Annotated in this window: 15 protein-coding genes, 1 rRNA gene and 1 other annotated feature; of the genes, 11 read left to right on the top strand and 5 right to left on the bottom strand. The window is 32.3% G+C overall.

Features of this window, described 5'->3' with window-relative positions; translation table 11 throughout:
* The first annotated feature begins 116 nt into the window (after positions 1-116).
* The 7 genes from rrf (at position 117) to proS (ending at position 13,728) form a co-directional block, all read left to right on the top strand.
* A 5S ribosomal RNA gene (gene rrf, locus C0982_RS09735) occupies positions 117-233 on the top strand.
* A gap of 471 nt (positions 234-704) precedes the next feature.
* Positions 705-4,148 carry a pyruvate carboxylase gene (locus C0982_RS09730; protein ID WP_101774027.1) on the top strand — a complete coding sequence of 1,148 codons (3,444 nt, stop codon included), beginning with the start codon at positions 705-707 and terminating at the stop codon, positions 4,146-4,148.
* Positions 4,149-4,423: 275 nt separating this feature from the next.
* The gene (locus tag C0982_RS09725) at positions 4,424-6,358 is read left to right on the top strand and encodes an elongation factor G (RefSeq protein WP_101774026.1); all 1,935 of its coding nucleotides are present in this window, start codon (positions 4,424-4,426) and stop codon (positions 6,356-6,358) included.
* 162 nt (positions 6,359-6,520) lie between these two features.
* Entirely contained in the window at positions 6,521-9,016 is a 2,496-nt protein-coding gene (locus C0982_RS09720) for an ATP-dependent Clp protease ATP-binding subunit (protein WP_101774025.1), read from the top strand.
* Between the two features lie 50 nt (positions 9,017-9,066).
* Positions 9,067-10,443 carry a DNA repair protein RadA gene (gene radA, locus C0982_RS09715; RefSeq protein WP_101774024.1) on the top strand — a complete coding sequence of 459 codons (1,377 nt, stop codon included), beginning with the start codon at positions 9,067-9,069 and terminating at the stop codon, positions 10,441-10,443.
* Between the two features lie 365 nt (positions 10,444-10,808).
* Positions 10,809-11,894: a PIN/TRAM domain-containing protein gene (locus C0982_RS09710; protein ID WP_101774023.1), complete on the top strand. Its 1,086-nt coding sequence runs from the start codon at positions 10,809-10,811 to the stop codon at positions 11,892-11,894.
* 114 nt (positions 11,895-12,008) lie between these two features.
* Positions 12,009-12,213, top strand: a binding site (T-box leader).
* A gap of 69 nt (positions 12,214-12,282) precedes the next feature.
* Complete coding sequence (gene proS / locus C0982_RS09705; RefSeq protein ID WP_101774022.1) at positions 12,283-13,728, top strand: proline--tRNA ligase; 1,446 nt, start codon at positions 12,283-12,285, stop codon at positions 13,726-13,728.
* An 82-nt stretch (positions 13,729-13,810) separates the two neighbouring features.
* On the opposite strand, the gene ispF is transcribed toward proS, so the two are convergent.
* The 5 genes from ispF to C0982_RS09680 all read right to left on the bottom strand — a co-directional run bounded on the left by ispF (position 13,811) and on the right by C0982_RS09680 (position 18,645).
* Complete coding sequence (ispF, locus tag C0982_RS09700; RefSeq protein ID WP_101774021.1) at positions 13,811-14,287, bottom strand: 2-C-methyl-D-erythritol 2,4-cyclodiphosphate synthase; 477 nt, start codon at positions 14,285-14,287, stop codon at positions 13,811-13,813.
* A 55-nt stretch (positions 14,288-14,342) separates the two neighbouring features.
* A complete protein-coding gene (gene ispD / locus C0982_RS09695; RefSeq protein ID WP_101774020.1) occupies positions 14,343-15,014 on the bottom strand; it encodes a 2-C-methyl-D-erythritol 4-phosphate cytidylyltransferase in 672 nt (223 codons plus the stop codon).
* Positions 15,015-15,327: 313 nt separating this feature from the next.
* Positions 15,328-15,876 carry a hypothetical protein gene (locus tag C0982_RS09690; RefSeq protein ID WP_101774019.1) on the bottom strand — a complete coding sequence of 183 codons (549 nt, stop codon included), beginning with the start codon at positions 15,874-15,876 and terminating at the stop codon, positions 15,328-15,330.
* 50 nt (positions 15,877-15,926) lie between these two features.
* Positions 15,927-17,372, bottom strand: coding sequence for an MDR family MFS transporter (locus C0982_RS09685; RefSeq protein ID WP_101774018.1), 1,446 nt, complete (start codon positions 17,370-17,372; stop codon positions 15,927-15,929).
* Between the two features lie 46 nt (positions 17,373-17,418).
* Positions 17,419-18,645 (bottom strand): aminopeptidase, encoded by a 1,227-nt coding sequence (locus C0982_RS09680; RefSeq protein WP_101774017.1) that lies wholly within the window; start codon positions 18,643-18,645, stop codon positions 17,419-17,421.
* Positions 18,646-19,098: 453 nt separating this feature from the next.
* On the opposite strand from C0982_RS09680, the gene rpsL reads away from it, so the two are divergent.
* The 4 genes from rpsL to C0982_RS09660 all read left to right on the top strand — a co-directional run.
* Complete coding sequence (gene rpsL, locus C0982_RS09675) at positions 19,099-19,521, top strand: 30S ribosomal protein S12 (protein WP_101774016.1); 423 nt, start codon at positions 19,099-19,101, stop codon at positions 19,519-19,521.
* A gap of 180 nt (positions 19,522-19,701) precedes the next feature.
* A complete protein-coding gene (gene rpsG, locus C0982_RS09670; RefSeq protein WP_101774015.1) occupies positions 19,702-20,172 on the top strand; it encodes a 30S ribosomal protein S7 in 471 nt (156 codons plus the stop codon).
* A 36-nt stretch (positions 20,173-20,208) separates the two neighbouring features.
* Complete coding sequence (gene fusA / locus C0982_RS09665; RefSeq protein WP_101774014.1) at positions 20,209-22,275, top strand: elongation factor G; 2,067 nt, start codon at positions 20,209-20,211, stop codon at positions 22,273-22,275.
* 173 nt (positions 22,276-22,448) lie between these two features.
* Positions 22,449-22,573 (top strand): GTP-binding protein (locus C0982_RS09660; protein ID WP_242961547.1); only part of this gene is annotated, 125 nt, incomplete at its 3' end.

The raw sequence follows: 22,573 nt of genomic DNA, 5'->3' as shown, positions 1-22,573 counted from the left end.
CAGAGGTGTAAGTGCAGCAATGTATGTAGCTTACTGATACTAATAGATCGAGGACTTGACCAATAAAAATACACTAATATATTCAGTTTTGAGAGTACAAAACTTTCAATTTAATATGTGGTTATTATAGCAAAGAGGATACACCTGTTCCCATTCCGAACACAGAAGTTAAGCTCTTTAGCGCCGAAGGTACTTGATGGGAAGCTGTCCGGGAGAATAGGACATAGCCACGTGATAGGCTCTAGCATTTAGCTAGAGTCTTTTTTTATATAAAATTATATAAATTATAAAATAAAAAGATAGTAAATAGTATGAATATTCGATATAATACTTATATGTCTCATAGAAGATTTAGCAAAATAAGACTTAAATGTGAACATTAAATTAAAAAATAAAAAATACAAAAAATAGAATAATCGACTAACACATTGAAAAACAAGATACAATCATTTAATAAATGTAAAAGCAACACATACATTATTGACTTTTTTGAGAAAAATGTAATAATTTTGAGATTTTTCTAGAGACTTATTGCTATAAAAAACATTCTTTTTATATAAATTAAGGGGCATAAAAGAATGAAAAATTTAGAAAAATATAAGATATTCATTATTATTTAAGTTATTTAATTTTTACTATTTAAAATAAAGTGAAATTGATATATAATAAATACATTAATGAAAAAATAAAGTGGAGGTTGGAATATGCTTAAAAAGTTTAATAAGGTATTGGTAGCTAACAGGGGCGAAATTGCTATCAGAATTTTTAGAGCCTGTGCAGAACTGCAGATAAGAAGTGTGGGAATATATAGTGAAGAAGATAAATACGGTTTGTTCAGAACAAAAGCTGATGAATCATATCTAATAGGCGAAGGAAAAGGTCCAGTAGACGCATATTTAGATATAGAAGGTATAATCTCACTAGCCAAGAGAAAAAAAGTAGACGCAATACATCCGGGATATGGATTCCTTTCAGAAAATGCTGAATTTGCTAGAAAATGTGAAGAGAATGGAATCACATTTATAGGTCCAAGTTCAGATATAATGGAACAATTGGGTGATAAAATAAATTCTAAAAAGGTTGCACATGAAGCAGGCGTTCCTACTATACCAGGAATTGATAAAGCTCTTAAAACAGTTAAAGAGGCTGCTAAAGTTGCTGAAGAAATTGGATATCCAGTGATGGTAAAAGCATCAAATGGTGGTGGCGGAAGAGGTATGAGAATAGTTCGCCGCGAAGAAGATTTAGAAGTAGAATTTGAAAATGCAAGAAGTGAATCAAGAAAAGCATTTGGTGAAGATTTAATATTTATAGAAAAATACATAGAAGATCCAAAGCATATAGAAGTTCAGGTAATAGGTGATCAACATGGAAATATAGTACATCTTTTTGAAAGAGATTGTTCTGTACAGAGAAGACACCAGAAAATAATAGAATTTGCTCCGGCTTTTTCTCTATCAGAAGACATCAGAGAGAAAATTTGTGCGGATTCGGTTAAAATTGCAAAGCATGTAGGATATACTAATGCAGGTACTCTTGAATTCCTAGTAGACAAACACGGGAATTATTATTTTATAGAAATGAATACTAGAGTTCAGGTTGAACATACAGTAACTGAATTGGTAACTGGAGTTGATATAGTACAAAGCCAGATACTTATTGCACAAGGTCACAAATTAAGTGATCCAGAAATAAATATAAAGGGACAGGATGATATAGAATTAAGAGGATATTCTATACAGTGTAGAATAACTACAGAAGACCCTAAAAAAGGATTTATGCCAGATACTGGAAAAATCCAAGTATATAGATCAGGTTCAGGTGCAGGTATAAGACTAGATGGTGGTAATGGATTTACTGGATCTACAATAAGTCCTTACTATGATTCTTTACTAGTTAAAACTATTTCATACGATAGAACTTTCCAAGGTGCAATAAACAAAATGGTTAGATCTATAAAAGAAATGAGAGTAAGAGGAGTAAAGACAAATGTAGGATTCTTAGTAAACGTATTATTAGATCCTAACTTTATATCAGGAAATTGCTCAACTAAATTTATAGATGAAAATCCACAACTTTTCGATATAAGAGAAAGTAAAGATAGAGGAACTAAGTTACTTAAATTTATAGGAAATGTAGTAGTTAATGAAAATAAATTAGAAGAGAGAAAATCTTTTGATGCTCTATATGAGCCAAGAATTAGAGATATAAAGAATGTTGAAGGTAGTAGAGAAAAACTACTAAGATTAGGTAAGGCTGAATATATAAAAGACATAAAGAATGAAAAGAAACTTTTATTCACAGATACAACTATGAGAGATGCTCACCAGTCACTTATTGCAACTAGACTTAGAACTCATGATTTAATGAATATTGCAAAAGCGACTGAACATTATCAAAAAGAACTGTTCTCTCTTGAAATGTGGGGTGGAGCAACATTTGACGTTGCATATAGATTCTTAAAAGAATCTCCTTGGATAAGACTTCAAAAATTAAGAGAAGCAATTCCAAGCATCAACTTCCAGATGTTACTTAGAGCATCAAATGCAGTTGGATACAAAAACTATCCAGATAACGTAATAGAAGAATTTATAAAAGAAAGTGCAAAGTCAGGAATAGATGTATTTAGAATATTTGACTCACTTAACTGGGTTGAAAACATGAAGCAGTCAATCTACACAGCACAAGAAACAGGAAGTGTAGTTGAAGCTGCGATGTGTTATACAGGGGATGTACTAGATCCAGATAAGAGTAAATATACTACAGAATATTATGTAAAAATGGCAAGAGAGTTAGAAGCTGCGGGTGCTGATATAATTGGAATAAAAGATATGGCAGGACTATTAAAACCATATGCAGCTCTTGAATTAATTACAGCACTAAAAGAAAATGTAAAGGCTCCAATTCACTTACATACTCATGATACAAGTGGAAATGGTGTAGCTACTTTATTGATGGCTTCTCACGCTGGAGTTGACATAGTAGATGCTGCTCTTGAATCAATGGCAGGAATAACATCTCAACCTTCATTAAATGCTACAATTGAAGCGTTGAAATTTACTGATAGAGATCCTGAAATAGATATCTTTGGATATAATGAAATCGGAAAATACTACAGAGATTTAAGAAAAGTATATTATAAGTTTGAAAGTGATCTAAATAACTCTACTGCTGAAATATATGATTCTGAAATTCCAGGAGGACAGTATACAAACCTTAAGCCTCAAGCGGATAGTTTAGGACTAGTAAATAGATTTGAAGAAGTAAAAGAAAACTATAAAGTTGCCAATAAAGTAGTGGGAGATATAATAAAGGTTACTCCTTCATCTAAGGTAGTAGGTGATTTAGCAATATTTATGACTAAAAATAACCTTACTGCAGACAATATAATTGAAGAAGGTAAAAACTTATCATTCCCAGATTCATTAGTGGATTATTGTAAGGGTATGATAGGTCAGCCAGAAGGTGGGGTACCAAAAGAGCTTCAAGAAGTAGTTCTAAAGGGTGAACCAGCAATAACTGCAAGACCAGGTTCTCTACTTCCTTCAGAAGACTTTGATGCAATAAGAACACATTTAATAAATGATTTGGAAATAAAAAATCCTACTGAAAGACAAGTACTAAGCTACGCACTGTATCCAAAAGTATTTGATGACTATATTAATCATATAAAAGAATTTAACGATGTTAGTGAGTTAGAAAGTGATGTATTCTTCTACGGACTAAATCCAGGTCAAGAGTGTGAAGTAGAAATAGAAGAAGGTAAAAATTTAACTATAAAACTAGTAGATATTGGAGATCCTAAAGAAGACGGAATGAGAACTCTTACATTCGAATTAAACGGAATGTTGAGAGATGTTGATATCAAGGATATTAACTACGCTGGAAAGGTAGTAAATGTTGAAAAGGCAGATATGAACGATCCTCATCAAATAGGAGCAAGTATACCAGGTAAGGTAGTTAAGATACTAGCTAAAAAGGGTGAAAGTGTTGTTGAAAATCAACCTCTAATCGTTATAGAAGCAATGAAGATGGAAACAAATATTGTTGCTAAGGCTGCAGGTAAAGTAAAAGATATTATGGTAGCAGAAAATGATATGGTAATAGATAAGCAGTTACTTATACAGTTAGACCCTGAAGATGAATAAATATAATTAACGGCAAATAAAAAAGATTAAATAGTAAAGAAAAAAGCACATCATTTATTATACAATTTGTATAATAAATGATGTGCTTTACTTTTGCATAAAATTTTATACGTATTACAAAAAAAGTAGAAATGTAAGTCGATAAATTAACAAAATTATAAAAATATTCAAAAAATTAGAGGACAATTGCTAGTAAATGTAGAATAAAAATGTGTATTGCTTTTTTGTTAAAAATAGCGCTGTACAAAAAAACATAAAACAAGGAAGGTGCTCTTATGAAGGTATACAATAGTGAGAAAATAAGAAATATTGCTGTTTTAGGACACAGTGGTTCAGGGAAAACAAATTTATTGGAAACAATTGCTCATGCAGCAAATATCAATAAAATTCCAAAGCTAAGTAACAATGTTCAGATGACATATAGTATGAGTTTAATGCCGATAGAATATGAAGGCTTTAAATTTAACTTCTTAGATACACCTGGTTATACAGATTTCGGAGGCGATATGGTCTCAGCATTATATGCAAGTGATGCTGCGATAATAGTAATAGATGCTACGGACCCTATGCAAGTAGGTACTGAAAAAGCATTTGAACTTACTGAGGGAATACCAAAAATAATGTTTATTAACAAAATTGATAATGAGAAAGCTAGATACAAAGATGTAATAGAAATGTTAGATGAAAAATTCGAGAACAAGATAGTACCGATGATTTCACCGGAGTTTGATAATGGGAAATTTGTCAAACTTCATAATTTATTTGAAAATTTTGAGGGATTAAATGAGGAGTTTGTAGAACAGGCGAAGAAAGCATATGACGCTCTTATGGAGCTGATAGCAGAAACAGATGATGATTATCTTGAAAAATTCTTTGAAGGCGAAGAATTAACTCCTGAAGAAATAAAAAATGGAATAACAGTGGGAATAAAAAGAGGAGATATAGTTCCTGTAATATCTGGTTCTACTATAAATAATGTTGGAACAAAAGAAATTTTAGAATCATTGGAATCATATATAGATCCTTCTTATGTTGATGAAGAAGGTAAATTTAAAGGAAGAGTATTTAAGACTTTTGTAGATCCATTTATAGGAAAAATATCTTATATAAAAATACTTAGAGGGTCTATCTCAAAAGACAAAGAAGTATATAACTTAAACAAAGACTCAAAGGAGAAACTATCTAATATATACACAATTAGAGGTGGAGAACTAATAGAATTAGAAAAAGCATATGCTGGTGATATTATTGTCGTTACAAAAGCATCAGGTTTAGTAACAGGTGATACAATATCTGAAGATGCAAATGACACGGAAGAAGAGGAAATTAATTTCCAGAAACCACAAATATATTATGCAGTATCTCCAAAAAATAAAAATGACGAAGACAAAATGGCTAACGTCATAGCTAAATTGCTTGATGAAGATCCTACTCTAGATTATTATAGAAACGTTGAAACTAGCCAAGCACTTATTGGAGGGCAGGGAGATCTTCACATAAAGACTGTAGTAAATAAAATGAAAGATAAGTTTGGATTAGATGTTGAACTAAAGGATTTGAAAGTTCCATATAGAGAAACTATTAAGTCAAATTCGGATGTAGAAGGAAAACACAAAAAACAATCTGGAGGACATGGGCAATATGGCCATGTTAAAATAAGATTCTCTAGAAGTGAAGATGAATTTGATTTTTCAGAAGAACTATTTGGAGGCTCTGTACCTAAATCATATGTTCCAGCTGTTGAAAAGGGTCTAAGAGATTCTATGCTTAAGGGTGTATTGGCAGGTTATCCAGTGACTAACATAAAGGCTGTTCTTTATGATGGTTCATATCATGATGTGGACTCGTCTGAAATGGCATTTAAGCTGGCTGCATCTCAAGCATTTAAAAAAGGAATGAAGGAAGCGACTCCTATACTATTAGAGCCATATATGAAGTTGGTTATTACAATACCAGAAGAATACATGGGAGATGTTATGGGAGATATGAATAAGAGAAGAGGAAAAATACTTGGCATGGAATCTAATTCTAGTGGAAAGCAGATATTAGAGGCTTTAGCACCACAAGCTGAAATCTTCAAATATGCGATTGATTTAAAATCAATGACTCAGGGAAGAGGATATTTTGAGATGGAATTTGATAGCTATTTAGAGGTGCCTTCTAGCATGACAGATAAGATAGTGGATGAATTAAAATCTGAAGAAAAATAAATTTTAAAACATACTTACTAGACCTGAAGAGTATATTTACTTAGATATATCTCTTTAGGTCTTTTTTATAGTATACTTTTATCCTACATTTGCATGATATGGTATAATTGAGTATGTAGTTAATAGGAAGGTATTGTACATTCAATACTATGGAGGTACATAATGAAGTTTAATAGGCTTACCAAAAGAATGGATGAGATATTTGAATATGCAAATGAATACGCTGCAAATAATGGATATGAAATAACAGGAACTGGGCAGCTTCTTTGGGGTCTTATGTATATGGAAGATGGAGCTGCATATGACATACTAAAAGCTACAGGGTTAAATTTAGAGGATATTCAAATAGAGATGGAAAAACTTTTAGAATCTAGTAAATATACGTCATTTGGAAGAAAAGTCTTAAATAAGGGAATGAGCACTAGATTGACTAAAATAGTTGAAAGAGCTGGTGAGATAGCTAATTCACATCATACTAATTACATAGCGAGTGAACATATTTTACTTGCAATAATTGAAGATAATGATTGTGTTGCAAATATAATTTTTAGAAAAGTAGGAATAGATGTAAAAATTTTAAAAAGCACAGTTACAGATAAAATTAATAGAAAAGAAGTAAAAATGAATAGATATTTAAAAAATGGAGAATTAGATTTAGGGGAAATTGAAAGCGACGATTGTCCTGTTTTAAATATGTACTGTAAAAACTTGATAAAATATGTATTAAAAAATAATACGGATCCTATTTTTGGAAGAGATAAAGATATTGAAAAAATAATGCAAATACTAAATAGAAGAAAAAAAAATAATCCAATACTAATAGGAGAACCAGGAGTTGGCAAGACGGCTATAGTTGATGGAATAGCTAGAAATATAGCTTTAAAAGAAAATTCAACTGAAGATATGTCAGGTAAAAAAATATTTTCACTTGAGATGGGAAGTTTAGTTGCAGGCACTAAATATAGAGGCGAGTTTGAGGAAAGGCTTCAAAAAATAATTGAAGAAGTGTCATCTCAAAAGGGAGAGGTTCTTTTGTTTATAGATGAAATACATACTTTAATTGGAGCTGGTGCTACTGGTGAAAATGGAAGTATGGATGCATCAAATATTTTAAAACCTGCACTTTCAAGAGGCGATGTTCAAATAATAGGAGCGACAACCATAGATGAATATGTAAAGCACATAGAGAAAGATCCAGCGTTAGAGAGAAGATTTCAATCTGTGATAATTGATGAGCCAAATAGAGAAACTAGCATAAGAATACTAATGGGTCTAAGAGATAGATATGAGACTTATCACAAGGTAAAAATAACAGATGAAGCAATAGAAAAAGCGGTTGATTTTTCTACTAGATATATCCCAGATAGATTTTTACCGGACAAAGCACTGGATTTAATTGACGAATCTTGTTCTAGAATAAAGATGAAACTGGGAGCAGTATCAAACATAATTAGTGATTTGGAAATGTATGAAAAAGAATCTCAAAAAGATCTAAAAGAAGCTATAGAATCACAAAACTTTGAAGAGGCTATAAAAATAAGGGATTATATAAGTAAAATCAGACTAGAAATAAGAGATGAAAAAGTCAGATGGAATAAAAATGTAATAAGCAAAAATACTGTAACAGGAGAAACAATAGCCGAGGTAATAGGTCTTTGGACAAATATACCGGTTAATAAAATAATTGAAAAAGAAGCCGAAAGACTTTTAAATTTGGAAGATGTTTTAAAGGAAAGGGTTGTAGGGCAAGATCATGCTGGTACTGAAGTAGCAAAAGCAATAAGAAGATCTAGAACAGGGATAAAAGATCCCAACAAACCTATAGGATCCTTTTTATTTGTAGGTCCATCTGGTGTTGGAAAGACAGAGTTATCAAAAGCAATTGCAGAAGCCTTTTTCAACGGTGAAGAAAATATAATTAGACTGGATATGTCTGAGTATATGGAAAAAAACTCTGTTACTAAGTTGATAGGGTCCCCTCCTGGCTACCAAGGCCATGACAGAGGTGGTTTGCTTACGGAAAAAGTAAGATTTAATCCATATTCAGTAATTTTATTTGACGAAATAGAAAAAGCCCATATTGACGTTTCAAATATTTTGCTTCAGATTTTAGATGATGGGATACTTACAGACTCAAAAGGAAGAAAGATAGATTTTAAAGATACGATAATTATAATGACTTCAAATATTGGTCATGAAAGTGAATCTGGAAAAAGTATGGGATTTGTAAGTGCTAAAGAAAATTATTCAGATGAAGAACTAGATTCTCTAGACAAAAAAATATATGAAAAAACAAAAAATGAAGTAAGATCATATTTTTCAGCAGAACTTTTAAATAGAATTGATGAAGTGATAGTGTTTAGATCTTTAAGAAAGAAAGATTTTGAAAAAATAGTGAAGATATTGTCTAAATCCCTAATAATTAGAGCAAAAAATATAGGTATAAATTTAGATATAGATGAATCTGTATATAAATTTATAGCTGAAAATATGGATGATATTGCTCATGGAGCTAGAGGGTTAAAAAAATATATGGAACACACACTTACAAATAAAATTAGTGAAGCTATTTTGAAAAATAACATAAAAGAAGGTGACTCAGTTGTTGCCGAAATTATAGAAAATGAAGTTAAACTAATTAAAAGTGGTATAGTATAAAATAAAGGCTATAATTTTAAGGTTAATTTAAGGGGGTATTGGTAAACTCTATGGCAAAGATAAAGACAAGATATGTATGCCAAATTTGTGGATATGTAAATCCAAAATGGTTGGGAAAATGCCCAGAATGTTTGAAATGGAATACATTTGTAGAGGAAGTTGAAGAAAAAGTATCATCTAAAACTGTATCTACAGTTACTGGAGGCAAATCGTCTTCAAAACCGGTGAAAATTAATTCTATTATATCAAATAAAGAAGAACGATTTTCCACAAATATACCTGAGCTAGATAGAGTATTAGGTGGTGGAATAGTACCAGGTTCCCTAATACTAGTAGGAGGGGATCCAGGTATAGGAAAGTCAACATTATTGCTTCAAGTATCTAGCAATATTTCTGAATCCGGCAAAAAAGTTTTATATATAACTGGTGAAGAAAGTGAAAATCAAATTAAGATGAGGGCATCGAGACTAAATATAAACTCAGAAAATCTGTATATTTACACAGAAAATAATTTGGCATCTATCGAACTACAAATTGCTGATATAAAGCCAGATGTCATGATAGTCGATTCTATTCAAACAATGGTATCCCCTGAAATTTCGTCTGCACCAGGAACAGTAAGTCAGATAAAAGAAGGCACATCAAAATTTATGAAGATATCTAAAAAGAACTCAATATCTACTTTTATAGTAGGGCATGTCACAAAAGAAGGTTCACTTGCTGGGCCTAGACTACTTGAACATATGGTAGATACTGTGTTATATTTTGAGGGAGAAAGATATAATTCATATAGATTATTAAGAGCTGTTAAAAATAGATTCGGTTCAACAAATGAATTAGGCGTTTTTGAAATGAAAAATAGGGGATTGGTAGAATTGGAGAATCCATCTAAAGTCCTTATATCAGAAAAGCCTGAAAATGTGTCGGGTTCTGTGATTGTATCTACAGTAGAAGGAACAAGATCAATGCTTCTAGAATTACAAGCTCTAGTGGCTCCTACAAATTTTGGATATCCGAGAAGGACGACGACAGGTGTTGATAATAATAGAGTAGCATTAATTTTAGCTGTACTTGAAAAAGTAGTAGGTATTCAAATACAAAATCAAGATGTATTCATAAACATTGTAGGTGGTTTAAAAATAAATGAACCTTCTATGGACTTGGGAATAGCGCTATCAGTTGCTTCTAGCTTCAGAAATATTCCGATAGACTCAGGAATTGTAGTAACTGGAGAAGTTGGACTTACTGGAGAAATTAGAACTGTTAGTTTTATAGAAAAAAGAATTACAGAATGCGAAAAATTAGGATTTAATAAAATAATTATACCTAAAGGTAATTATTCAAAAAAATTCGATAAAGACTATAGTATTGAAATTATACCGGTTACTAATTTGAGACAGTCTATAAGCGAAGCTTTGGGGAGGTAGTTGTAAAATATATTGCTACTACCAAGATATTTACACAAATTAGATTTTTAAAGGGGGCGATAAATACATAAATATTTGATGAGATAGATTGAATATGCAAGAAAAATACTTACGGAGTGTACTAATAAATGTTAGTATATGCAGTTATGGCAAAAGTTTTTTTAAATTAGTTTTGTTACTTAATTTTAAAAGAATGAATGTAAAAAAAGTTTAATAGCTGAAATTATGGGATTTTCGAGTTACAATGAGAGTCTAAATAGATATAAAAATAATGGATATATAAATGGACTTATAATAATTTGCAGATGCGTATATCTATTTAGTTCTAATTTAGTTCTATTATTCCTTACTTAGGAGGAAAAAGAATGATAAAAAAAATAAGAAGAATTCTTTTTGCTTTAGTTGGTATTACAATTGCGATATCGCTATATATATCTTTGATGAAGACATTTGATGTTCTTCAATTCGGTGGAAAAACTAACGGATATATAGCTGCGATCATAGCAGGAGTAGTCACAGGATTACTATTTTTTATAATAGAGCCTGTACTGAGCAAAATATTGAAAAAAATTATAAACAAGATAGACAAAGAGATTTCTATGTATTCTCAAGTAGATATAATACTAGGATCTATAGGATTAATACTAGGATTTTTTATAGCTTACCTGATGAGTACGCTTCTTGAAAAAGTATACTTAGTAGGTCCGGTATTATCGATTTTAGCCTATATAGTACTGGGGCTTGTAGGTATTAGAATCAGTTTAAGAAGTAAATCAGAAATTGTACATTTTTTGAAGACTCGTACATTTGGTGAAAAAAGAGAAAAAGATACCGATAAGCAAAAGCGCAATAAGAAATCTATACCACCTAAAATATTAGATACATCTGTAATTATAGATGGAAGAATTGCTGATATATGTAAAACAGGATTTATAGAGGGGAAACTTGTAATTCCTCAATTCGTTTTAGATGAGCTAAGACATATAGCAGATTCAGCTGACGATATGAAAAGAGTCAGAGGAAGAAGAGGTCTTGATATTTTAAACGAGATTCAAGAAGAAGGTGGAATCGAAGTAGAAGTAACAAATCAAGATTTTGATGATATAGCAGAGGTCGATATAAAATTATTGAGATTGGCAACTATTACAAATGGTAAAGTAGTGACAAATGATTATAACTTAAATAAAGTTGCGCAGGTTCAAGGTGTAGACGTACTAAATATAAATGAGCTGGCGAATGCGGTAAAACCAATCGCAATTCCTGGTGAAGAAATGGTAATAACAATTGTCAAAGAAGGTAAAGAAAATGACCAGGGTGTAGCGTATCTAGATGATGGAACTATGATAGTGGTAGAAAATGGTAAGAAATTCATGGGAGAAGTTAAACATGTAATGGTAACATCAATACTTCAGACACCTGCAGGAAGAATGATATTTGCAAAGGTGAAATAATTTAGTAAGAAACTTAAAGGCTCTTATTTATAATATTTTTAAAAAACGTGAAAATTTTGAAAATATACATGTTGACTTTTTTGAATAAATATTATAATATATCATTATATTTAAAAATGAGCGATGATAGAGAAATAGTAGCTAGTGGATGTTTTCAGAGAGGAATCGTTGGTGTGAGATTCTAACTTGAAGCTTGTGAACCAGTCTCTTAGCATGAGAACTAAAATTCTCACGGTGAGAACCGTTATATTCTTTCGAGTGAGCTATATTATAGCTAATAAGAGTGGTACCGCGGAATTTACAGCCTTTCGTCTCTTTATATAGAGATGAAGGGCTTTTTTTTATCTTTATATAGGGGCTGTTTAATATAACACGGGAGGATAAAAAAATGTCTAAAAATGAAAAGCAATTCGTAGAAGAAATTACAAAAATGGAAGATGATTTTGCGCAGTGGTATACTGACGTAATAACTAAAACTGAGCTAGTTGACTACTCACCAGTAAAAGGTTTTATGGTAATGAGACCATATGGTTTTGCTATATGGGAAAAGATTAGAGATTATGCAGATGGCCTATTTAAAGAAACTGGCCATAAAAATGTTTATTTCCCTCTATTAATACCTGAAAGTCTATTAAACAAAGAAGCAGAACACGTTGAAGGTTTTGCACCAGAAGTTGCATGGGTTACTCAGGGAGGAAATAAGGTTTTAGAGGAAAGACTTGCAGTTAGACCTACATCTGAAACAATAATCTGTACTATGTATGCTAAGTGGCTGAACTCTTATAGACAGCTTCCATTCCTATATAACCAGTGGAACTCAGTTGTAAGATGGGAAAAGACAACTAGACCATTCTTAAGAACTTCTGAATTCTTATGGCAAGAAGGGCATACTCTTCATGAAACAAAAGAAGAAGCTATGGAAGAAACTATGCAGCAGTTAGCAGCATATAAGTCAGTTGCAGAAGATTTACTAGCTATGCCAGTAATAGACGGAAGAAAATCTGACAGCGAAAAATTTGCAGGTGCTGATGCAACTTATACTATTGAAGCGATGATGCATGATGGGAAAGCTCTTCAATCAGGAACTTCTCACTTCTTAGGAAAGCACTTTACAGAAGCGTTTGATATTACTTTCTCTGACAGAGAAGGAAACTTATCTCATCCATACCACACTTCTTGGGGATTATCTACAAGAGTAATAGGTGGTTTGATAATGGTTCACTCTGATAACAGAGGTTTAGTACTACCTCCAAGAGTTGCTCCTACTCAGGTAAGAATTATACCTATAGCAGCAAACAAAGGTGGAGTAATGGAAGTTGTAGACGTAATTGAAAAAGATCTAAAGGCTAAGGGAATATCAGTAGAAGTTGACGATAGAGATAACTATAGCCCAGGATGGAAATTCAATGACGCTGAAATGAATGGTATACCAGTAAGAATTGAAATAGGGCCAAAAGATATAGAAAAGAATCAAGCTCTTGCATTTAGAAGAGATGAGTTGACAAAAGAAGAAGTTGCTCTTGATAACATAGGAGAAACAATAAAGAACCTTCTTGATGATATACAGACTAATATGTTCAATAAAGCAAAGAAATATAGAGATGAAAGAACATATCCAGCTAGAAATATGGAAGAGTTTGTAGATATAATAGAAAATAAAGCTGGTTTCGCAAAAGTAATGTGGAAAGACAATGACGAAAATGAAGCTAAGATAAAAGAATTGACAGGAGCTACAATAAGAGTAATTCCTTTCGAACAAGAAAATCTAGGCGAAAATTGTTTCTACAGTGGTGAAAAAGCAGACCATATGGTAATATTTGCAAAAGCATATTAAAAATATTACTAAAAAATATTGAATAAAAGAAACCCCTTACCGATTAATATTTTATTAAATGGTAGGGGGTTTTAAAATTTTTCTAGTGATTTGATAATAAAAGGCATACGCACTTTGTTGCAATACCTTCCTTGCTTCCAGTGAATCCAAGACCTTCTTCTGTAGTAGCTTTTATGCTTATATTGGAGATATCTGTGTTTAAAATATCTGCAATATTTTTTCTCATATTTTCTAAGTGAGGTGCCATTTTAGGTGCTTGGGCTATAATTGAACAGTCAATATTACCTATTTTATAATTTTTTTCGATCATTAAATCATAAGTATATTTTAGTAATTTCAAGCTATCTGCCCCTTTAAATTTAGGATCTGTATCTGGAAAATGTGATCCAAGATCACCAACAGCAAGAGCACCAAATATAGCATCAATGATTGCGTGAGTCAAAACATCAGCATCTGAGTGTCCTAAAAGACCAGTCTCATGCTCTATCTTCACACCTCCTATTATAAGATCTCTATTTTTCACTAATTTATGAACGTCATATCCTATTCCTATTCTCATATTAATTTAGAGCTAAAATGCTCTTCTCCTTTCTATAAATAATTTATATTACAGTTTATTTCATTAGATATTCAACGTGTTTTAAATCATCTGGAGTAGTGACCTTTATATTACTGTATTCTCCTAGAATCATTTTTACTTTATATCCGAATTTTTCTACTAGCGATGCATCATCAGTAGCGGATAAATTTTTCTTATATGCATTTATATACGATGATTTTATAATATCGAATTTAAATGATTGTGGTGTTTGTGCAATCCATAGTAAATCTCTGTTAGGTGTATCAGAAATAAATTCTTCATTGTCTAGTATTTTTATAGTGTCTTTTACCGGAACTCCAATACAGGCACATCCATATTTTTTAGAACCTTCTATTGATTTCACTATGATTTCTTCGGTGATCATCGGTCTTGCTCCGTCATGAATCAGTAATATGTCAGGTTCGCTGTCAATTGACTTTATACAGTTATATATGGAGTCTTGCCTAGTATCGCCTCCGTATACTATTTTAATGTTTCTAAAATTATATTTAAGTAAAACACTATTTATTATATCTTCATCTTCTTTTCTTATAGCTAATATTATTTCATCTATACGTCTGCACTTATAAAACTTATCGATTGTCCAAGCTATTAGAGGCTTGCCATTTACATCTATAAACTGTTTATTCTTACCTGCATTCATTCTTGTTCCAGAACCAGCAGCTACTATTATCGCATATACCATTGGTTTTCTCCTAACATACTATTAGTAAAGTCTAAGTTATAAGTAGAACTTTATTTAACTTTTGAAAATAAATATCAATAATTATATTATACTAGGATAGTGTAAATATATCAAAAGTATTTAACTTATTTTGGTTAGATGTTGGATAATACGCATTAAAATATGAAGTCATCAATATATAAAATTATATAAGTAGTGTAAATAAAAATATATAGTTTAAATTAAATAAATAAGAGTGATAGAATTATAAGCAGGGAAATGTAGATCAAAAAAAATAACTACGCTATTGACGTAGTTATTTTTCTATTGAACTTTATTTACGTTTAGATCTTTTCTTAGAACCTTCAATAATTGAGTCTATCCATTTTTGTGTTTTACCAACACATACTTCATATTCATTACCTTTTTGCAATCTTACTCTAATACCATCATTTGTAAACGGGCTTGGTTTAAACCTATCCACAGAAACAATTTTAGAGAGAGGAATTTTTGTAGCTTTTTTTTCTATAAGTTCTGAATCTGGATTGTTCGCAAATATTAAAAATACATCAGTTAAATACAACCAACCTTTTATATTTTTGCCGTCATATGTAATCATATTTGATATGTCACTCATAACAAGGACTCCATCTTCATCTAGTTTTTTTGCTAACTTTCTCATACTCAAAGTGTTTTTACCAGTTTTACTGAATGCAATTTCGCCAATAAAGAATGTAGAGCCAAGGAGTGTTGCAGAGTAAAGAGTCTGTATTAATCCATTAGCAAATCCATTTTTAGAAAATTCTCCTAGGCTTAAAGCTGTTCCAAATATAATCCCTACTATAATTGCAAATATTAATTTTTTAAAGGTATCTGTTCTCATAAAAATACTCCTTTTTAACCTTAATAATTTTGTATTTTGAAGTGTAAAAGCTACTCATCGTAGTTACTTCCTATTATTTTTTTAGAAGGAAGTAAAAAGGCCGTTACTACGCACACTATTCCTATTATAAAGCAGGCTAAGTATATTGAAAAATATCCTGAAAATAGAGATTGAATTTTATCGCTAGCTTTTATAGCGTTATTAGCAAGAAGAGATCCAGTATCGACATTCATGCCATATTCTTTAAAATATCTAGATACAGAATTGTTTAGTAATAATCCGAATGCACTTATTCCTAGTGTTTGACCTAGAGTTCTTATAAACATCACAGCTCCGGATGCAATACCCATATCATCTCTTGATAATGTTTCCTGAACTATGAATAGAAGCATATTAAAGCTTCCTCCAAAACCAAATCCTACAATCGAGCAACCCATCATCATTAGCAAAGGGTTACTATCTGGCTTTAAAGTAGCCAATACTAATAGTCCTATTGCCAAAATTAAAAGGCTAGTTATAAGAATAGATTTAGTAGAGTATCTGCTTATTATTTTTGATAAAATGAACGATGCTATTACCCAAAATATTGACATTGGTACAATAGGTACCACAGACATAATAGGCTCATATCCTTGTACGCTTTGCATAAATGAGGGATTATACACATCCATTGCAATTAAAATCATTGAGTTGAAAAATGATATTAGCATTACTATGAATATCTCTTTTGAGAAAAGCCTGTATGGAAGAACAGGGTTTTCTATATTTTTTTCCACTCTGTAGAATATATACAAAATTATGCTTGATAGAAGCAGTAGCCCTAACACATTTACGCTTAAGAAAGGATGTTTTTCAAAGGAAGACATTGCCTGAATTAAGCAGACTATAAAAATCGATATAAGGGTAAGTCCTTTAACATCAAGCTTCTCATTATTTTTGCTCTCAGAAGCATTATAGAATTTATGTATTAGTATTATGCTTAGTATACCTACAGGTATGTTAAGTAAAAAAACAGAGTGCCAAGTCAGTTTAATTAGCATTGCGCCACCTATAACTGGTGCAGCAAGGCTGGCTATACTCCAAACTGTTGAATTGTAACCTTGTATCTTTGCTCTTTCTTCCACTTCGAACACATCACCAATGATTGTCATGGAAAGAGTATTTATAGCTCCAGATCCAAGACCTTGTATACCTCTTGAAATAATCAAAAATACCATACTTCCTGATAATCCACAAAGTGTTGATCCTAGAAGAAAGATGACTATTGATATTTGCAGTAATTTTTTCCTGCCGTAAAGGTCTGATAGCTTACCAAATACAGTTGTCGCTATAGCAGATGTAAGCAAGTATACTGAAAAGATATAACTTGATAAATTAAATCCATTTAAATCCTTCACGATCGAAGGTATTGCTGTAGTCACTATTGTTATTTCTACAGCACCCATAAAAGTGCATGCAAATAAAGCAAAAGCGACTAATTTTTTTTCTAATGTCATTTTATTTTCCTTTTATTAATAACTAGAAGTATTTATAAATGGAAAACTAGAACGCCCAATTTCCATTTTTAAATACTTGGAATTCTTCACCATTTTGTTTTATTCCAATTATATCTAGATCACTGTCTCCTACCATGAAGTCTACGTGAGTGATACTAGTATTGATTCCTCTAGAATCGTAATCTTCTTCAGAAAGAGTATTTCCGTCTGATACAGAAGAAGGATATGCTGCACCTATAGCAAAGTGACAAGATGCATTTTCATCAAATAATGTTGTATAAAATACAGTATTAGTATTAGAAATAGGTGAATCATAAGGAACTAAAGCTACTTCTCCAAATCTTAAAGAACCTTCATCAGTTTCTATTAGAAGTCTTAAAGTCTCTTTACCCACTTCAGCATCATAATCAACTATTTTACCACCTTCTAATTTTAACCAAAAATTATCTATTATGCAACCTGCATATACTAAAGGTTTTGTGCTATAAACAATTCCGTCTACCTTATATTTGTGTGGCATTCCATAAACTTCTTCAGTAGGAATGTTAGGATTGAATAAATTTCCCTTAGGATCGAAAGAAGCTCCACTTATCCAATTATGTTTTTCAGGTAAACCAATAACTAAATCTGTCTTAGATGATTTATATCTTAATTCTTTAAAATTCATTTCATTTAAAATCTTTGTTTTTTCACTAAGATTTTTGTTGTGTTCTTCCCAAGCAGCGATTGGATCTTCAGTGACTCTAGAGCAATCTAAAATAGATTCCCAAAGTTTGTTAAAAGCATCTTCTTGTGAAAGTTCTGGATATACTCTCTTAGCCCACTCTGGAGATGGAGCTGCAACAATAGACCATTTAGCCTTGTTTGAAAGTGTATAAGATCTCCACTCCTTAAGCAATTTTCCAGAGGCTTTTTGGAAATTTCCCACTCTGTCAGGATCTACATCTTTTAGTAAATCAGGATCAGAAGATATAATACTTAAAAATGCTCCACCTTCCTTAGCAATTTGTGTATACTTATCGGCTTGCCACTGAGGGTATTCATTGAAAGACTCTTCAGGGGCTAGAAGATATTTGTTGTGAGCAGCTACTTCATCGGAATATTCGATGTAAACGTGCTTTGCTCCAGCTTTATACGCTTCTACCTGGCATTTTCTTGCAAATAGGTGTGAATTTATATCAGCTCTAATAAGAAGCGTTTCCCCGGGTTGTATATTTACACCTGTTTTGATTGCTAATTCAGCGAATTTTTCTATTCTGCTATCTAGATTCATAGTACTACCTCCTAATTATGTTTTATTTAATTAATATAATAACATAGTTTATGTATATAAAATAGAGTTAAAAGTTAAAAAAACATAGTTTAATATGTGAAAATAAATTAAATTCTTAGTAAAAAATGAAAATATAAACTTAGTAAAAATAGATATTATTAAAAAAATGGATATTATTAAAAAATGATGAGAAACTTATAGTATTAAGAGGTATTATAATGTGTCTATACATTATAAAAAGTAGCATTTTCATAAAAAACAATAATAAATGAAAAAATAATTGACAGTGCATAATACTGGTGATAAAATAAAAAGGTATGTAAACTTTATTTAAATTTAGTTTATATTTAGGCAAGAAACTAAAAGCATCAAAACAATTAATCAATATGCAGTGCATATTGGTATGGTTGGCGATTAGAACGATCAAAATTTAAAAAAAAGGAGGTGCAGTTGATGCCAACAATCAACCAGTTAGTTCGTAAGAGTAGAAAAGCTTTAGGAAAGAAATCTACTGCTCCAGCGCTTCAGAAGGGTTACAATTCTTTATATAAGAAGTCAACTAATGTAAGTGCTCCACAGAAGAGAGGGGTTTGTACTTCAGTAAAGACAGTTACTCCTAAGAAACCAAACTCAGCCCTTAGAAAGGTAGCTAGAGTAAGACTTACAAACGGTATAGAAGTATCTGCTTACATACCAGGAGAAGGTCACAACTTACAGGAACATAGTGTTGTTCTTATAAGAGGAGGGAAAGTAAAAGACCTTCCTGGAGTTAGATACCATATACTTAGAGGAACTCTTGACACAGCAGGTGTAGAAAAGAGAAGACAGTCTAGATCTAAGTACGGTGCTAAGAGACCGAAAGAAGCTAAAAAGTAATAATTAAATTTATTAGTGATTAGCAAGTATCACACATTGAGGTGAGGATACAATTAAATAAGCTGATAAAATACAGCAATTGATTATAGTTCGATGCTTTAAATATATATATTTATGGCATCACGGCAAAATATGTCGAGTACCTATGATTTAACTTTTATAATTAAGGAGGGAAGCGAAATGCCAAGAAAAGGTAATGTTCCAAAAAGAGAGATTTTAGCAGACCCTATTCACGGAAGTAAGGTAGTAACAAAGCTAATAAATAATCTAATGTACGACGGAAAAAAAGGTAAGGCTCAAAAAATAGTGTATGATGCATTTGAGGTAATAGCTGAAAAAACTGGAGAGGATGCTCTAGAAGTATTTAACAATGCTATGGAAAACATCATGCCAGTACTAGAAGTAAAGGCTAGAAGAGTTGGGGGTGCCAACTATCAAGTGCCAATCGAAGTAAGAGCTGAAAGAAGAGAAACACTAGGTCTTAGATGGCTTGTAAAGTACACAAGAGCTAGAGGAGAAAAAGGTATGGTTGAAAAACTTGCCAAAGAAATAATGGATGCAGCTAATAACACAGGTGCTTCAGTTAAGAAGAAAGAAGATACTCACAAGATGGCAGAAGCTAATAAGGCGTTTGCTCATTACAGATGGTAAGATCATTTTTGCGCAGTGTAATTAAGGAGGAAAGAAATGGCTAGACAATTTCCATTGGAAAAGACTAGAAACATAGGAATAATGGCCCATATAGATGCAGGGAAAACTACTACTACTGAAAGAATCCTGTACTATGCTGGACGTACTCATAAGATAGGAGAAACTCATGACGGTGCATCTCAGATGGACTGGATGGCGCAGGAGAAGGAAAGAGGAATAACAATTACTTCTGCAGCGACAACTTGTGAGTGGAATGGACACAGAATAAATATAATAGATACTCCTGGACACGTAGACTTCACAGTAGAAGTTGAAAGATCTCTTAGAGTTCTTGACGGATCTGTTGCAGTTTTTGATGCTAAGGGTGGAGTTGAGCCTCAGTCAGAAAATGTATGGAGACAGGCAGAAAACTACGCTGTACCAAGAATAGCATTTATTAATAAAATGGATAAAATGGGAGCTGACTTCTTTAATGCTGTTCAGATGATGAAGGACAGATTAAATGCTAATGCAGTTCCGCTTCATATTCCAATCGGAAAAGAAGACGACTATGTAGGTATGATAGACCTTATGAAAATGAAGGCTATTATATATAACAATGATACAGGAACAGATATAGTAGAAAAAGATATTCCTGAAGATATGGTTGAATTAGCTAACGAATGGAGAGAAAAGTTAGTTGAATCAGTAGCTGAAACTGATGAAGAACTTATGATGAAGTATCTTGAAGGTGAAGCGCTTGAAACTGAAGAAATGAGAGCAGCTATTAGAAAGGCTACAATAGCTTGTGAAATGAACCCAGTATTCTGTGGTACTGCATACAGAAATAAAGGTGTTCAGGCATTAATAGATGCAATTGTTGATTATCTTCCAGCTCCAACTGATATAGAATCAATCAAGGGTATACTTCCAGATGGTGAAGAAGCAGAAAGACATTCTTCAGATGAAGAACCATTCTCTGCTCTTGCATTTAAGATAATGACTGACCCATTTGTAGGAAAGCTTGCTTTCTTCAGAGTTTATTCTGGATCATTAACATCAGGTTCTTATGTACTTAATGCTACAAAGAACAAGAGAGAAAGAATAGGTCGTATACTTCAGATGCACGCTAATACAAGAGAAGAAATAACAGAAGTATATGCTGGAGACATAGCTGCGGCAGTTGGTTTAAAGGATACTACAACAGGAGATTCACTTTGTGATCCTGATTACCCTATAGTTCTTGAATCTATGGAGTTCCCAGAACCAGTTATATTCGTTGCAATCGAACCAGCTTCTAAGGCTGCACAGGAAAAGATGGGTGCTGCACTTCAGAAACTTTCTGAAGAAGATCCAACTTTCACAGTTAGAACAGATGGAGAAACAGGTCAGACTATAATCGGTGGTATGGGTGAGCTTCACCTAGAAATCATCGTTGATAGACTACTTAGAGAATTCAAAGTTGAAGCTAACGTTGGTGCTCCTCAGGTTGCTTATAGAGAAACAATTACTGTTCCAGTAGATGTTGAACATAAGTACTCTAAGCAGTCAGGTGGTAGAGGTCAGTACGGTCACGTTAAGATCAGAGTTACTCCACTTGAGCCAGGCGAAGGATACAAGTTTGAAAATAAAACTGTCGGTGGTTCAGTTCCTAAGGAATATGTTGGTCCAGTTGATCAAGGTATCCAGGGTGCAATGCAATCAGGTATAGTTGCTGGGTATCCAGTAGTTGACGTTGGTGTTGAACTATATGATGGTTCTTACCATGAAGTCGATTCATCAGAAATGGCCTTCAAGATGGCTGGTTCTATGGCATTTAAGGATGCGATGAAGAAGGGGAATTCAGTATTGCTAGAACCTGTATTCTCTGTAGAAGTTGTTACTCCAGAAGATTACATGGGTGATGTAATGGGTGACTTAAACTCTAGAAGAGGATTAATCCAGGGTATGGAAGCTAGAATGGGAGCACAGGTAATTAGAGCCTTCGTTCCGCTATCTGAAATGTTCGGATACTCTACTGACTTAAGATCTGCTACACAGGGTAGAGCCACTTACACAATGATATTTGATCATTATGCTCAGGTGCCTGCATCAGTAGCAAAAAAATTAGTAGAAGATAAGTAATATCTAACTACAATAATACTTTTGTAATTCTATACTTTATTATCTGAAATATTGATAAACGAGTTAAAAAGTGATATAATCATATAGAATTTACAGTTTTGTAAAAAAGAAAGTGCTAGGCATTTTCTACATAAATAAAATATTATTTTTCTTAAATAGGGAGGAAGTTTGAAATGGCAAAGTCTAAATTTGAAAGAAGTAAGCCACATATTAACATTGGAACAATCGGTCACGTTGACCACGGTAAGACAACTTTAACAGCAGCAATAACAAAGACACTTTACAGTAAGTATCAGTT

It is taken from the genome of Peptostreptococcus faecalis, assembly GCF_900240845.1.
Classification (GTDB): domain Bacteria; phylum Bacillota; class Clostridia; order Peptostreptococcales; family Peptostreptococcaceae; genus Peptostreptococcus; species Peptostreptococcus faecalis.
Note: the sequence above shows the minus strand (reverse complement) of the source record. Positions and strands in the feature narration are given on the sequence as shown.